This is a genomic window from Psychrobacter sp. ANT_H59 (genome assembly GCF_008369225.1).
GTDB lineage: Bacteria > Pseudomonadota > Gammaproteobacteria > Pseudomonadales > Moraxellaceae > Psychrobacter > Psychrobacter cryohalolentis.
In genome coordinates, this window is the sequence record NZ_VOBE01000004.1 from 19,084 (window position 1) to 35,137 (window position 16,054).

The 16,054-nt window shown below is 42.7% G+C and carries 14 protein-coding genes; 3 read left to right on the forward strand and 11 right to left on the reverse strand.

What is annotated here, in order from left to right:
* Positions 1-153: 153 nt before the first annotated feature.
* Positions 154-1,578, reverse strand: a complete 1,425-nt coding sequence (locus FQ083_RS07675; protein ID WP_149409436.1) for an SLC13 family permease — start codon at positions 1,576-1,578, stop codon at positions 154-156.
* Between the two features lie 385 nt (positions 1,579-1,963).
* On the opposite strand from FQ083_RS07675, the gene FQ083_RS12670 reads away from it, so the two are divergent.
* Positions 1,964-2,125 (forward strand): hypothetical protein, encoded by a 162-nt coding sequence (locus FQ083_RS12670; RefSeq protein ID WP_011513753.1) that lies wholly within the window; start codon positions 1,964-1,966, stop codon positions 2,123-2,125.
* Between the two features lie 48 nt (positions 2,126-2,173).
* Here the strand turns inward: FQ083_RS12670 and FQ083_RS07680 are convergent, their stop codons facing one another.
* Both FQ083_RS07680 and FQ083_RS07685 read right to left on the reverse strand, forming a co-directional pair.
* Positions 2,174-2,869 (reverse strand): YoaK family protein, encoded by a 696-nt coding sequence (locus tag FQ083_RS07680; protein WP_149409437.1) that lies wholly within the window; start codon positions 2,867-2,869, stop codon positions 2,174-2,176.
* A gap of 111 nt (positions 2,870-2,980) precedes the next feature.
* A complete protein-coding gene (locus FQ083_RS07685) occupies positions 2,981-3,787 on the reverse strand; it encodes an enoyl-ACP reductase (RefSeq protein ID WP_011513755.1) in 807 nt (268 codons plus the stop codon).
* 362 nt (positions 3,788-4,149) lie between these two features.
* On the opposite strand from FQ083_RS07685, the gene folE reads away from it, so the two are divergent.
* A complete protein-coding gene (folE, locus tag FQ083_RS07690) occupies positions 4,150-4,746 on the forward strand; it encodes a GTP cyclohydrolase I FolE (protein WP_226939345.1) in 597 nt (198 codons plus the stop codon).
* Positions 4,747-4,935: 189 nt separating this feature from the next.
* On the opposite strand, the gene FQ083_RS07695 is transcribed toward folE, so the two are convergent.
* Positions 4,936-6,030: a YadA-like family protein gene (locus FQ083_RS07695; RefSeq protein WP_262881007.1), complete on the reverse strand. Its 1,095-nt coding sequence runs from the start codon at positions 6,028-6,030 to the stop codon at positions 4,936-4,938.
* Between FQ083_RS07695 and FQ083_RS12840 the strand changes: the two genes are divergently transcribed.
* On the forward strand, positions 6,029-6,232 hold the full coding sequence (locus FQ083_RS12840) for a hypothetical protein (protein ID WP_146110327.1): 204 nt from the start codon (positions 6,029-6,031) through the stop codon (positions 6,230-6,232). The two genes, FQ083_RS07695 and FQ083_RS12840, sit on opposite strands and share 2 nt — an antisense overlap.
* A gap of 213 nt (positions 6,233-6,445) precedes the next feature.
* On the opposite strand, the gene msrA is transcribed toward FQ083_RS12840, so the two are convergent.
* The 7 genes from msrA to FQ083_RS07730 form a co-directional block, all read right to left on the reverse strand.
* On the reverse strand, positions 6,446-7,696 hold the full coding sequence (msrA, locus tag FQ083_RS07700; RefSeq protein WP_149409439.1) for a peptide-methionine (S)-S-oxide reductase MsrA: 1,251 nt from the start codon (positions 7,694-7,696) through the stop codon (positions 6,446-6,448).
* 177 nt (positions 7,697-7,873) lie between these two features.
* Positions 7,874-9,214: an iron-containing alcohol dehydrogenase gene (locus FQ083_RS07705; RefSeq protein WP_149409440.1), complete on the reverse strand. Its 1,341-nt coding sequence runs from the start codon at positions 9,212-9,214 to the stop codon at positions 7,874-7,876.
* Between the two features lie 209 nt (positions 9,215-9,423).
* Positions 9,424-11,109, reverse strand: a complete 1,686-nt coding sequence (locus FQ083_RS07710) for an ABC transporter ATP-binding protein (RefSeq protein ID WP_149409441.1) — start codon at positions 11,107-11,109, stop codon at positions 9,424-9,426.
* A 1-nt stretch (position 11,110) separates the two neighbouring features.
* Positions 11,111-12,193 carry an ABC transporter permease gene (locus FQ083_RS07715; protein WP_149409442.1) on the reverse strand — a complete coding sequence of 361 codons (1,083 nt, stop codon included), beginning with the start codon at positions 12,191-12,193 and terminating at the stop codon, positions 11,111-11,113.
* Positions 12,193-13,260, reverse strand: coding sequence for a microcin C ABC transporter permease YejB (gene yejB / locus FQ083_RS07720; RefSeq protein ID WP_011513762.1), 1,068 nt, complete (start codon positions 13,258-13,260; stop codon positions 12,193-12,195). The genes FQ083_RS07715 and yejB overlap by 1 nt, the downstream gene beginning before the upstream one ends.
* A 91-nt stretch (positions 13,261-13,351) precedes the next feature.
* Positions 13,352-14,131, reverse strand: coding sequence for a hydroxyacylglutathione hydrolase (gloB, locus tag FQ083_RS07725; protein ID WP_149409443.1), 780 nt, complete (start codon positions 14,129-14,131; stop codon positions 13,352-13,354).
* Between the two features lie 78 nt (positions 14,132-14,209).
* A complete protein-coding gene (locus FQ083_RS07730) occupies positions 14,210-16,042 on the reverse strand; it encodes an extracellular solute-binding protein (RefSeq protein ID WP_149409444.1) in 1,833 nt (610 codons plus the stop codon).
* Positions 16,043-16,054: the final 12 nt, after the last annotated feature.

Genomic DNA, 16,054 nt, shown 5'->3' on the forward strand with positions numbered 1-16,054 from the left:
ATCTGCTTTGAGCAGCTAATAAATCAATGATAGCAAGAAAGAAACGATAAGTATTTTATACCGACATTATAACTACTAGTAAATGAAAAACCCAATGTTTAAGAATCACTTAAACATTGGGTTTGTTCGGTTATAACTGTCTTCACTCATAGGTTATAGTAAGAAAAAATATGCCCACAAACCTATGATAAAGGTAGAAATAACATTCAGTATGACACCAACACGTATCATCTCTGTCTGTTTAATAAGACCCGTTCCAAAGACAATAGCGTTTGGTGGCGTGGCAACTGGTAGCATAAATGCGCAAGAAGCACCGATACCAATAATCATGACTAATACTGCAGGTGGCAGACCCATTTGCTCAGCAATAGCAGCAAACACAGGAACTAACAAGGCGGCAGAAGCCGTATTAGAAGCAAATTCTGTCAAGAATATAATGAATGCCGCAACTGCCAGTACCACGACGATAAGCGGTGCAGAGGACAGTCCATTAGCAACTGCTTGACCAAGAACCAACGATGCGCCTGAAACTTTTAACACCGTTGATAGTGCAATACCACCACCGAACAGCATGAGTACGCCCCAGTCGGTATTGTCAGAAACTTGCTTCCATGAAACCAACCCTAAGCTCACCACTGCTGATGCTGCTAACAGTGCCACAATAGAATCAACATCATCAATATTAAGTGCGGCACCAATTTGTTTCGAGAGTATCCAGCTTAACGCTGTGACGATAAATACAATAATCGTCAGTACACGCGGCTTATTCCATGCAATAGCCTCATCATCTTCGTTCAGCGTGACCTGACGATTAAGATTGGGCTTGAGGAATAAATACATCGCACCGAGCAATAATGGCAACAGCACCAACATCATCGGAATACCAAACTTCATCCAATCGACAAACGCGATATCCAGCGCTTTGGCAGCAATAGCATTGGGTGGTGAACCAACGATCGTACCCAAACCACCAAGGCTAGCAGAATAGGCAATACCTAATAGTACAAACACAAAAGTGCCACGGTCTTTTTCGCGGTCAACCTGCGTTAGAATACCAAGCGCCAGTGGCAGCATCATCGCTGCAGTAGCCGTATTTGATATCCACATCGATAAAAATGCGGTGACTCCAAATATTAAGAATACCGCATTCCTCAGATTGCCACCTGACATGGATAGAATCTTGAGCGCTATTTTCCTGTCTAATTGCTGCACATGCAATGCCGCCGCTAGTGCAAAGCCACCAAAGAACAAATAAATAATTGGGTTAGCAAAGCTTTGTAAGCCAATTTCAGCATCGAAATCCGGTAAACCAATTAGCGCTCCTATGACCACCACCAATATCGCTGTAATCGTCACATGTACTGCTTCAGTTAACCATAAAACGCCGATAAAGAACAACATGGCGAGGCCTTTATTGGCACTGATATCATACGGCAATACATTATAGATAAACAGACTGATAACCGCCGCGATAGCGACAACTATCAATCCTTTACCGGTACCTTTTGGGAAGGTATCTGTAAATAAATACTCATTGCCATCGTTAGGAAGATGGCTATCTAGTTTTTTCTCTGACATATAATGTCCTTATTGTACCCAAAGACGGTGTTAAAAATTATAAACATAAAGACGTATTTCAGCCGTTAACCATACCTTTATAATCGTACTTAATAACAGTACTGACAAAAACAAGGTGCCATCATAGCAGAAATATTATCCACCAAATTATTATCAATATAGACATATTGAAAACCTTGTCAGAAATATAATCTTTATTTCATCTATCCAAAACCAATTGGCTTTATAAGTATGGCTTTAAGTCTATTTTGAAAAACCAGAAGTCAGTTTGATACAAAGTTACATACCGTCACTAAATATGTTCATATCTTCCCTGTACAACTCATAAGCTGTATCACATACTGAGTTGGTGAAGAACGTTAATAAAAACAAATAGGAGATTCTCATGGCAGATGACAACAAAACTGACTCAACGACGAAAATGGCACCAAAAGACATCAACCAAGATGGATTGGCTAAAGAAGATCAGCAGCGTACTGACGATTCTGCGTTAGATATGATGCAAGGGTTGCACGAACATGAAGACCATAAAGAAGACGATCAGTAGTCTGTATGGATTCGATTGAAATAAAATTTAAAAATGAATAAGCGCTTATCAAACTGATGGGCGCTTTTTTCTTGGCTGTCTTTTTTCTGGTAGATTGTCTGATACATAGTTGTATACAAAGGCTGCGCTCAAAACAATAGTAATAGGCAAAAACAACGCACCATAGCCGACTCTGGCATATAAAAAAGCACCTACGGCACTGCCAGCGCAAAAACAGTACCAAATAATCGCCTGAAAGCCTAATGTTGGCTTACTGATGCGACGACCCGCCAGCCAATTACCGATGGCAGCGCCCATATCTGAGGTTAGTCCTGTTAAATGCGTGGTACGAATAACTGCACCGCTATAAGTTGCAACCATCGCATTCTGTAAGCCACATGCCATAGCAGCGGCAAGCTGTCCTAGATAATCGTGCTGCTGGTATAACCAATAGCTTATTAACAATAATGCCGCTTCAATATAAAGCGCATTGCCATAACGTCGACCAAGCTTCAATGACGTCTGACCGATAACAAAACCACTTAATACCGCCCCTGCCAAAAAAGACAGTAGTAACGCGCCGATAAATAAAAGGCTTCGAATGTCTAAATAAGCGATAGCAGCGGCAAACAAGCTTACGTTACCTGTCACATGCGAAACAGATAAATTGGTAAAACCCATTAATGCTGCCGTATTGACACAGCCTGCACTGAATGCCAATACGGCGCCACCCCACAATATCCATCTTGGTAATTTGGTTATCATATTCGTCGCTTAATGGCTTATCAGAAAAAAAACCATAGTATAATCAAAAAAGACAGCCGATTGGCTGCCTTCCTTACTTCTCATTATATATCGCTGAAAATTGCCTTTTAACTATTTCGGCTCATCAAGCATCATTAGCTGCTCGCTGATCGCGACGGTATTGAAGCCTGCATCAACAAACATAATCTCACCAGTGATACCAGATGCCCAAGGCGACAATAAAAATAGCGCGGCATTACCGACTTCAGCTTGAGTAATATTACGCTGTAACGGGGCGATTTTTTCACTGATATCGAGCATTTTACGGAATGACTTGATGCCACTGGCGGCAAGCGTACGAATAGGACCTGCCGAGATCGCGTTGACGCGAATGCCCTCACCGCCCATAGAAGTTGCAAGGTAGCGAACACTGGCTTCAAGACTCGCCTTTGCCATACCCATGACGTTGTAGTTTGGCAATACTGAAATACTGCCTTCATAAGTCAAGGTCAACATTGAGCCGTGGCGCATAGCAAGTAGCTCACGCGATGCTTTTGCCAATGCCACAAAGCTATAGCTTGAGATATCATGGGCGATATGACTGCCTTCACGGGTTGTCGCATTGACAAAATCACCATCAAGCTGATCCATCGGTGCAAAGCCAATCGCATGTACTACGCCATTAATGCCATCGCCCCAATGGGCAGTGACTTGCTCAAAACAAGCCGCAATAGACGCATCTGATGCCACGTCACACTCAAGGACCAAGTCCGCCTCAAATGCTTCAGCCGCCATATCTACCCGTTTTTTGATTTTATCATTAGGATAAGTCAAAATTAACGACGCGCCTTCACGATGTAGTGCTTCAGCGATTGCCCAAGCGATAGATAGTTTGCTAGCGATGCCTGTAACGACAAAACGCTGTCCTTGTAATAGCATAATATTTCCTTTTAAGTCAATTTAGGTCATTTAAATGATCGATTATTTTTAATAGTTGGCTAACAAATAGCGAGTGGAAGTACCAATTGAAAGATGAGTTATTATACACGAATTGATTTAAGTAAACAGTCGTAAACTGTATTTGCTTACACTGTATTAATGCCTAATCCCGCTCAATAATACCATTTAATATTGATAAAACGGTGAACTACCGGCTACAGCAGTATGAAGTTAAGTAGATTTCGAGTATAATCACAGCCCTCCCAGCTTGCACAATTTTTATAATAATCCTTTACAACCATTGTTTGTAACTAAGGATTTAGCGTTAAGCTACACCCACATTTTGGATGGCTGCCAAACTTATGAGCAATACTGCAACAATAGCATCAGACTACCAAGAAAGCATCGAATCCTATCGCCAGCTCATCGCCTCAACGGGTGAGGACTTGCATCGTCCAGGACTTGAAGACACCCCAACACGTGCTGCCAAAGCATTTGCGCATTTGACCAAAGGCTATCATCAAAGCTTAGATGAAGTCGTTAATGACGCTTTGTTTCCATCGACCAACCGTGAGCTAGTATTGGTACAGAATATTGAGTTTTATTCATTGTGCGAGCACCATATGTTGCCTTTTCACGGTGTAGCACACATTGGTTATTTACCAAACGGTCAAGTATTAGGGTTGTCTAAATTTGCTCGTATCGTCGATATGTTTTCTCGTCGCTTGCAAGTTCAAGAGAATTTAAGCGAACAAATAGCGCAGACGATTATGGATGTGACGGGCTGCCGCGGTGTGGCAGTAGTAATGGATGCTGCTCACATGTGTATGATGATGCGCGGTGTCAATAAGCAACACTCTACTACGCGCACAATGTCGATGTTAGGTGAGTATGTACATGACAATCAAGCGCGCAATGAGTTTTTAGATGCTGTACCGAAGCGTAAACCTGCTTTTTAATGTTGAAGATTAATATTACCTAATTATAAAAAGGACGCTCATGCGTCCTTTTCTCGATTATCTTTTTAGTATTTCAAATATAGTTCACTGGCCATAATCCATTCAATAGTGATAAGAACATAATTAGACTTCGTAAAAAAACCTGCCGTATGGCTACGACAGGTTAAAAAAACTAAATCAATAAAATGACTATTGACCAAATATGTAAGACATACCAACTCGGCCGCCGAACTTTGAGTCAGCAAAACCAAATGCACCACTGACTGACGTGCGACCATTATCTAACATTGTAGCGGCACCAATAGCTAAAGCACTTTCACCCTCATAATGACCCACACCACCAAACACAGCAACCTTGCCTGGTTGAAGATTGGGGATAGCCTGTTGTGTTGCTAAAGAAATAGCCACGCCACTATTGGCTGTTTTTTCCACATCATCGACTCGACGATTTATGCCGTTAGAATAATTCTGAAAGCTGTTATTCAAAACGTCATACTTAGTATCAGTATAAGTATTGGCATCAGTCACTGCTTTGAGCCTAGCCGTATTTAATTGTGTGACATTAACCGCATCAGAACCCTGTGTACCAGCTGCCACATTAATTATCTGACGCTCACTACCTACTGAGCCAACTGATACTGTGTTATCACGGTTTGCTGTGGAGTCACTTCCAAGAACAACTGAGTTATTCACACCCGTACTGATGCCGTTTCCTAAAACTACTGTGTTGTTGCCAGTGACCGTATTATTATTGCCGAAGCTATAGCTACCTGAGCCACTTACTGTGCTTGGATCGCCAATTGCACCAGAGTTTTTGCCAGTTACTAAATTGCCCACACCAATACTAATAGATTGGCTGCCTTCAGCTACTGCGCCATTACCTATTGCAATAGAATCTTTACCTGTGGCTTGGGCTGGTGTCGCTGTACTGTTAGAGGTCTGTATAGCAACATTGATATTAGCATTCTTACCTGCCTCACCTTTAGCGCCAGTCAAACCTTGGATGCCTTGTTCGCCTTGAGCACCAGTATCACCTTTAGCACCCGTCAGACCTTGGATACCTTGTTCGCCCTTAGCACCAGTTAGACCGATGTCGCCTTTGGCACCAATTTCACCCTGTAGGCCTTGAATACCTTGGTCACCTTTAGCGCCAGTTTCACCCTGTATGCCTTGAGCACCAGTATCACCTTTAGCACCATCCATACCAGCAGGACCCATAGGACCTGGCATTCCAGAGTATCCACAATCCCATGGATGCATATCGCAATAAGGATCATATGCCATGGCAGACTCTGTTGTTAACCATATGCCGCTAACTGCTAGCATACTGATTGTTAAAAATGATATTTTTATATTTGCTCCGCGCATTTTATTATCGGCAGAATTTACTACTACAAGACCCGACACTGTATTCAATTCTCTTTTTAACATAACTCTTCCTTGTAATTTACACACTAAGAAATTCCAATCTAGCCATCAAAAATAACATTAAATTTCAATTATTACTAAACTGATACATTGTACTAATAATTATGACATGGAAATTTAAGAAAATATATTCATTTTTTTTGATAGATAGATATGTTCTCTATTATGTTCAATAAGACTATATAGCATCACATACAAAAACCGCTTATCATATCAGTAGTTAACTACTGATATGATAAGCGGTTTTTGATTTCTTATGACAGTAAGGGAATTAGCTAGCTGATTTTACGTCATTGATCCATTTACCATAGCCAGCCGCTTCCATCTGCGCCAGTGGAATAAAACGCATTGCTGCTGAGTTCATGCAGTAGCGTTTACCCGTCGGTGCCGGACCATCGTCAAATACATGACCGACGTGTGAATCTGCATAACGGCTACGAATCTCGGTACGGGTGCCAAATATTCCTCGATCTGCCTTTTCCACGACAAAGCTAGCATTCAGTGGACGAGTAAAGCTCGGCCAACCTGTACCGGACTTGTATTGATCACGAGACGAATATAATGGTTCACCTGATACTACATCGACATACAGTCCAGGTTCTTTATTATCCCAATATTCGTTATCAAAAGCGCGCTCAGTACTATCTTCCTGAGAGACTTTATATTGAATGTCACTTAGTGATTTTTTAAGATCAGCTTTTGTCGGTTTTACAAAGGTATCTGGGTCAAAGCCTGCACTTGTCTTAACTGTCGACAGCTTTACTGCAGCTGACGAGGTATTCGACATTGCTGACTTTGCACTGGTTACAGTCGGTTTGAATTGGCTAAAATCCAACTCATATTTTTTACCATAGACACTTTCAATGAACTGGTAGCGACCAGAGTTAAACGTATAGGCCTTATAACGTAGTGGATTCTTTTTGTAATAATCCTGATGATACTCTTCTGCTGGATAAAATTCGCTAACAGGCACAATCTCGATTACGACTGGCTTTTTATAGACGCCAGAGGCTTGCAGCGATTGCTTAGCAGCTTCAGCTATCTGTTTTTCTTGCTCACTGTTATAAAAAATAGCTGGGCGATACTGGGTGCCTCTATCTACAAACTGACCTTTATCATCAGTAGGATCAGCGATTCGCCATAGTGCTTGAACGATACCATTGTAGGTAATCTTGGTCGGATCATAATAAACTTGAGCCGCTTCCGTATGACCCGTACCACCTGCTGATACTTGTTTATAAGTTGGGTTTTTAGATTCGCCACCTGTATAACCTGACACCACCTCTACCACACCAGGAATCTTTTCGTAACCCGCCTCGACACACCAAAAGCAGCCACCAGCGACCGTCGCTACTGCTAAATTAGGGTCAGTAGGCGCATAAGGATTGTCAATGGAAACATTTTTTATGGTAGGCGGTTTTTCAGTGGAGGCGCAACCGACATAAAAGACACTGCTCGCTACTATCGCCATGCCCACGACTTTAGCTGGTAATTTATAATTCACTAATAATCGATGTGTCATGAAAGGCTCCTAAGGGTAATATCATGTAACCATCGTAACCCTTAGGTCTCACAGAAATATTCCTAAAGTGTTGTTTATATACACCATATTTAATGAATGGCCATAAAAAAAGCTTATTACCTTTCGATAATAAGCTTTTTATTAATTCATCACTAGGTTATTCATTTAGCAAATCATCTATGCAACTTTATCGCTCTTAACATCAGTATCGGCATGCTCATCACTGGCTTGCTGAATCTTCGTTAAAATGCTCTTGATTTCAGATACTGACAAATATGTTGGCACTGCATAGGTATCACTGACTTCTTTAGCTGCGGCTTTAGCAATACTATCAAAGTCGGTGGTTTTCATACCTTTAACCGTTGGATCGATATTTAAAGTAGCAATCAATTCGCGAACTTGCGCAATCAGATGATCTGCAATCACAGCATCACTCTTGCCGGCTTGACCATCCTTAACCATCCCCGTTTTTCTAGCCAGATCTGCTAATCTTTTTTTGCTTGCCTGACGATTGACATCAAGTACATAAGGTAACACGATGGCATTGGCGCGACCATGAGGAATACTATAATACGCACCAAGCTGATGAGCGATGGCATGGACATAGCCAAGGCCCGCTTTATTAAAGGCAATACCGCCGTAGTGAGCGGCAATACCCATTGCTTCTCTGGCTTTGAGATTGCCGCCGTCCTTATATACTGCTGGCAGATTCTGCATAACTGACTTCACCGCAGAAGCCGCATAATAGTCGGTCTCGACGCTCGCATTAGCACTCATCCAAGCTTCTAAGGCGTGGGTCAACACATCGATACCCGTATCCGCTGTGATATGAGCCGGCATCCCTTTCATAATAACTGGGTCAATAGCGGCGGCTAATGGCACCATTCTTGGGTCGATAGATAGGGCTTTTTGATGGGTTTTATCATCTGATACAACTGCACCAAGTGTCGCTTCCGAACCAGTACCCGCAGTTGTAGGCACACAGTACAGCGGTACAGAAGGCTTTCGTGCTTTAAGAATGCCGATAAGTTGCTGCGGCTTGCAGTTGTTACCTTGTGACATAGCAATCATTTTAGCTGCATCAATCACAGAGCCGCCGCCGATAGCAATAATAGAATCGCATTTAGCATCAATGGAGATGCGTAGCCCTTCTTCAACCACTTTAAAAGTAGGGTCTGGCGTAATGCCGTCATAGACTTTATAGCGGATATTTTTGCTATCTAGATAATCAGTGACTTTTGCAGGTATACCAAGCTTATTCAATACCGCATCAGTGACGATAAAGACATTGGTGCTACCTTCATTAATCAGCATGTCGCATAGCTCATCACAAGAGCTTTCGCCGACGAATAACATCGGTCTTCTAATCGGGATAACATAAGCAAAGGCTTTTAGTACTTTGGCGCGTGTCTTTGCAACGGCTAAATAGCCAGCATGCTGTAATCCATCGGTACTTACTAACTTGCTACTTACTAACTTGCTACTTACTAATTTAGCAATACTATTTTGTTTTTTCATGGGTATAAAAATCCTTTTTTAATGATGCTTTTAATGGCAATAATGACCGTTTCAACTAACCGAATAAATCAAGGTTCAAATAATATACATAGGACCAGGTTCTATATAAAGTAAACTACTGTCCAAACTTATTGTACCATTGCGATTTTTGGTATGTCGCTATTAATATGAACTGCTATGTTCTGAATATTTAGTATCATTTACTTAGGCTAACTCACACTCGCCTGAAATAATTGCTTTGCATACGGATGTTGTGGATTATTGAACACGTCTTCGGTACGCCCAAACTCAATGCACTTGCCTTCTTTTAACACTATAATTTGCTGACACAAGGCACGGACTACTTTTAAATCATGACTGATAAACACATAGCTGATTTGCAATTTTTCTTGAATCTCACGTAGCAAATTCACTACAGTGACTTGCGTAGTGCTATCAAGCGCAGACGTTGGCTCATCCAATATTAAGAGACTTGGCTGCATAATAAGGGCACGAGCCAGAGCCACCCGTTGACGCTGACCGCCTGATAATTCATGTGGATAACGCTGCACAAACTCTAACGGTAAATGCACGGTAGCAAGACTGTTCATTACTGCCTGCTGACGTGCTACTTTAACAACGCCTTGTACTAACAGCCCTTCTTCGACGATTTCCATGACAGTCATACGAGGGTTGATACTGGCAAATGGATCTTGAAAAACCATTTGAATCTGTGAGCGGAAGGTGCGCAAATCACGTTTTGATAACGCCGCAATATCTTGATTATTCACCACTACCTGACCACTGACACGCGCTTGATTGCTAAGTAACTGACTTAACGCAAGGGCAATTGTTGTTTTACCCGAGCCTGACTCACCAACGATGCCCAATGCCTGACCTTTTTGCAGGCTCATATCGACGTCTTTAACAGCCTCGAACCAGCGTTTGGTACCGCCAAACAGACTTTTTTCAATTGGAAACTGTACGTGTAAATTGCTGACTTGCAATACGGTTGATTGCTGAATTTTATCATCATTAGAGAAGTTCAGCGCTTGGCCAAAGTCTTGTTTGATAAGCGAGCGGGTATATTCTGCTTTAGGCTGACTAAATACCGCTGCAGTTCTACCCTGCTCAATAATCTGCCCTTGACGCATAACGATCACTTCATCACTGTAGCGCCTGACCAGATTGAGGTCATGGCTAATCAATATCATCGCCATATCGTGCTGACGTTTAAGATTGTCTAATAGAGCGAGAATCTCATGTTGCAAGGTCACATCAAGCGCGGTGGTTGGCTCATCAGCGATTAAGATGTCAGGTTGCTGCGCTAATGCCATGGCAATCATCACCCGCTGACGCTGACCACCCGATAACTCATGTGGATAGCGATTTAGCTTATCAGTAGGATCAGTGATATTGACATCATTTAACAAGGCAATACTTTTTTCATGCCATTGATTTTTGGATACTCCGATTAGACGGAGCGATTCTGCAATTTGTTTGGCAACTGTATGCAATGGATTAAGCGCTGTCATTGGCTCTTGGAACACCATGCCGATGCGCTGACCACGTACATCACGTAGAGCTGCATTACGTGTTCTATCGTTGGCTATCGGTAATGTAGTCATTCCCAAGGTATCTGCTAACTGCACTTTACCAGTAACGGTCAAGCTATCTGGGAGCAAGCCTAATAGCGCGAGACTTGCGATCGATTTACCAGAGCCTGATTCACCAACGATGGCTAGTGTTTGACCTTGCCTGAGCTCATACGTTAGCTTATCGACTAAAACAGTACCCGAAGTGGTTGCAATGTTAAGCTTATCCACTGTCAGCATGAGCTTATTTGATATATTGCTATGATTGTCATTTAAAAGACTATTTTGCTCAGTAGCAGTTGTCATATTCTCAGTTGTCATATTAAGAGCGCCTCGGATCAAAGGCATCACGCAGTGCTTCACCAACGAAGATGAGCAACGACAAAATAAAGGTTAAGCTAAAAAATCCCGATAAGGCCAGCCAAGGCGCATCAAGGTTGTTTTTCCCTTGTACCATCAGCTCACCCAGCGACGGTGACCCAGGCGGTAAACCATAACCTAAGAAATCTAGCGCTGTTAACGCAATAATATTGGCCGTTAAAATGAACGGCAGCTGTGACAAGCTTGACGCTAGCGCATTGGGCAAGATATGCCTTAGCATGATTTGGCTGTCGGAAGCCCCCAGATTACGCGCCGCACGCACATAATCAAAGTTGCGCGCGCGTAAAAACTCTGCTCGTACCAAGCCAACCAGCCCCATCCAACCGAACAATAACATCATTGCAAACAGCATAAAGATACTGGGGCTAAACAGGCTGACCAAGATAATAATCATAAACAGCTGCGGCATCCCGCCCCAAACCTCCATGAAGCGCTGCCCTGCCAAATCTATCCAACCACCGTAATAACCTTGTATCGCACCGACGATAATACCAATCACTGCTCCTGCTAGTGTCAATGCCAAACCAAATAATAATGACACTCGCATGCCATACAGTATACGCGCCAGCACATCACGACCCAAGTCATCCGTACCAAGCCAATTCTGGCTATTGGGTGCTGCTGGATATGGAATACCCAGCTCAACATTTGGCGTCTGATCAGCAAACGGAATGATCGGCATCACATAATAACCCCGATCATTAATCAGTATTTGTACCGCAGGATCTTTGTAATTGGTCTCGGTCTCAAACACTCCACCAAAAGTCGTCTCAGAATAGGCTTTTAGTACGGGGAAGTAGTAATCGCCTTGATACTGTACAAGTAGCGGCTTGTCATTGGCAATCACGTTGGCTGCCATACAAATGACAAATATCAAGGCAAAAATAAACATCGATATGACACCAAGACGATTTTGGCGAAAGCGATTAAGTCGCGCCTGCCAGATAGGATTTAGGCGACGTTTTTTTTCTATAGCAATAGCAGATGCGCTTGAGTGCGTTGAAGGTAATGGATGACTTGACATTAGCGCCCCTCAAAATCGATACGGGGATCAATTAAGTGATAACTTAAATCACTGATTAACTGTAATAATAATCCTACCAAGGTAAAAATAAACAGCGTGCCAAATATCACGGGATAATCACGCTGCTGAATGGCTTCGAAACCTAACAAGCCCAAACCATCAAGTTTAAAAATAATCTCAATAAGGAAATTGCCAGCAAAGAAAATGCCAACGATAGCCGCTGGAATACCGGCGATAATAATCAGCATGGCATTACGAAACACATGTCCATATAGCACTTGACGCTCAGCCAAGCCTTTGGCACGAGCGGTAAGCACATATTGCTTGCCCAACTCTTCTAAAAAACTAAATTTGGTTAGATACGTCAAGCCAGCAAACCCACCAACCGTACTTGCCAACAGCGGTAATGCCAAGTGCCAAAAGTAATCTTTGATTTTACCCAGCACGCTCAATTGATCAAAATTCTCAGAGGTCAAGCCTTGCAGTGGAAAGATATTCCAGTAGCTACCACCTGCAAAAAACACCAGTAATATAACGGCAAATACGAAAACGGGTATTGCATGGCCGATAGCTAGTAGCATGGCTGTGACTTTATCAATCCCTGAACCATGATGCATGGCTTTATAGACCCCCAGTGGAATCGCTATCATATAAATCAGCAGCGTGCTCCAAAGCCCAAGCGAGATTGAAACGGGTAGCTTCTCGATAATCAAATCAGTGACCGATTGCCCTTTAAAAAACGACTCCCCAAAATCCAGCTGGGCATAATTTTTTAGCATCAGCCAAAAGCGCTCAGGCGCGGATTTATCGAAGCCATATTGTGCATTAATCGCCGCCACCATCTCTTCTGATAGGCCGCGCGTGCCTTGATACGTACTATTATTACCTGAACTACCCGCACCAATATTACCACCCAAGGCATTGTCCTTTGCACCTTGCTCAATCATGGCAAATTGCTGCTCAACAGGACCGCCGGGCGCTGCTTGTACAATGACAAAATTCGCCAGCAATATCAAAAATAGCGTCGGTAATATCAATAACAACCTTTTTAAGATATAACGACCCATAATGGCGGCTTCCTAATAGTAAGAAATATGGCAATAGAAAGAATACGCAGCTAATAACTATCAAAGCGTCAGTCGAAGCATTGATTAGAATTTAAAAGTTATTTTTAAGCTCACGTAGAGCTGCAAATACAGTCAAAGATTTATCATCATCGATATTAAACTGAGCCTTTACACCTGCAATCACACTCGGCTCTTGCGTGCGTAAAAATACATTGATCGCACGTTCATGTTCTAAAGTAACGGGGAGCGTCGGAATGCCTTGTGCGGTTTTGTCTTCTGCTTGTGCCAAAGCTTGCTGCATCGCTTCATTATCAGGCTCAATAGATAGCCCAAAACGTAGATTGCTAGCAGTATATTCATGTGCAGGATATAACAGTGTCTCAGCTGGCAGTCCATTTAGACGCTTAAAGCTGTCATGCAACTGCTCAATCGTTCCTGTAAACACGCGTCCGCATCCAGCACTAAATAAGGTATCGCCACAGAAGCAGTGCTTAAGGCCATCGATATCTAATATATAAGCCATATGGCTGGCGGTATGACCGGACACATCCCATACCTGCGCAGAGCAGCCCCACGCGCTTACTGTACTGCCATCTTTGATGGTCTGATCTTCATCGACATTATGCTCAGTATGCGCAACTAAATGCGTCATCGGATACGACTCTTGTAACTCTGCAACGCCGCCGATATGGTCATGATGATGGTGAGTCGTCCAGATAGACGTCAGCTCTAATCCATTTTCCTCTAAATAAGCAACGACTGGTGCCGCTTGACCCGGATCAATAACAATGGCTTGCTTGTTACTCTCATTGATTAATGTCCAAATATAGTTGTCATTGAACGCTTTAATTGGGTGAATACGAATACTCATACTAAATCCTTACCAGTGGTTATCTTTATTGCCAATGTCTATTAAATTCTTTCAAATTACTTTTAATGTCACTGTCACTTACTGTTTTAAATATTGATTAACGCGTGCTTCTGCCTTTTTATCCGTCCACCAGTAATCAATACCGATGGCATTAGATGGCAGCTCTTCAGTATGACGGTATTGATTCCAATACGCGACATTGGTACTAGACTTACCATACAATGGCACCAAATAGTGACCTGCACGCAGCAGGCGATCGAGTACCTGAGTATAGAGTACAATCTCGTCACGGTTTTTAGCATTGGCAAGCAACGCTGTTACTGTATCGATAGCGGTATTTTTTATGCCAGCCGTATTATGATTACCAGGCTCATCAGCCGCCGCACTGCCCCAAAATGCCGCTTGCTCAGCACCAGGCGATAAGCTCTGGGCGAATACATCGACTACCATGTCATAATCAAAACGACGCACACGCTCATAATATTGTGCACCATCCACTTGGCGTAGCGTCACATCAAAGCCTAAACGTTTTAGATTACGAATATAAGGCAACAACACTCGACCCATGGTTTCGCCTGTCATTAGAATTTCAATCTGAGCAAGCTTGCCATCCGGCTGATACAGCTTCATATCTTCATAATAAAATCCAGCATCTAGCAACAGCTGCCGCGCTTTTAACAACCCTTCGCGATTAAAGCCACTACCGTCACTGGTTGGCAGCTGCCACTCCATTAATACTGCTTTGCGCTGCATTGGCTCAAGTTTAGATAATAATGGACTTAGCACCTGCATCTCTGCATCTGTCGGCGTGCCAGTGGCGGCAAGCTCTGAGCCATGAAAGAAGCTTTGCAAACGCTCATACTGCCCATGAAATAAGGTTTTATTCATCCATTCGAAATCATAAGCTGCAGTTAATGCTTGACGGACACGAATATCTTGAAAGATGGGCCGACGCATATTCATGACAAGTGCTTGCATCGGCACTGGATTTTGACTGCTTATTGACTCTTTATTAATAAGACCTGCTTTTACCGCGGGGAAATTATAACCCGTTGCCCAGTTAGACGCTTTATTCTCTGGGCGAAAACGATATTGACCCGATTTAAAACCTTCAAAAGCAATCTCATCACTCTGATAGTAGACAAACTTAATCATATCAAAATTATAACGACCACGATTGACCATCAAATCACGACCCCAATAATTGGGATCACGCACATAACTGACCGCCCGTCCCGCATCAACACGCCCTAATTTGTAAGGACCGCTACCCATCAATGGCGTTAGGCTAATTTTTTCAAAATCAGCATCGATAGAAGACTTGGCAAAAATAGGAAATTGACCAACCGTTAATAAAATCTCTTTATTTTTATCAGAGGCAAAAACAAATTTTACTTGCTGTTTATTAATAATCTGAATGTCTTTAATATCCCCCAAATAGCTGCGAATATACATCGGCCCTTTGTTCAGTATCGCGTCGTAAGTGGCTTTTACATCATGACTGGTCACCAATGATCCATCCCAAAAGCGTGCGGCAGGATTGATATGATAAATAATCCAGCTGGTATCATCAGGGTCATAAGTGACCTTACTTGCCAGCTGCGGATACATGGTAAAAGCTTCATTTAATGAGCCAGTCATCAAGGTATCATATAGATAGTCGGTGCCAGCCATTGCTACCCCCGTCGTCATCCATTTATTAGCCGCATTAAAAGTACCGCGCGCATCAAGCGACAACGTGCCACCGGTGGGCGCATTTGGATTGGCATACGGCATAAATGGGGCGTCGATATATTCAGTAGGACTATTATGACCAAGCGCAGTAGTAGTGATCGGCACCGCGATACTGGCTGGTATCCAGCTCGCCATGGTCACTAATAGGACAGTTTTTAGCATGGTATTTTTTATCATAATAAAGTTATA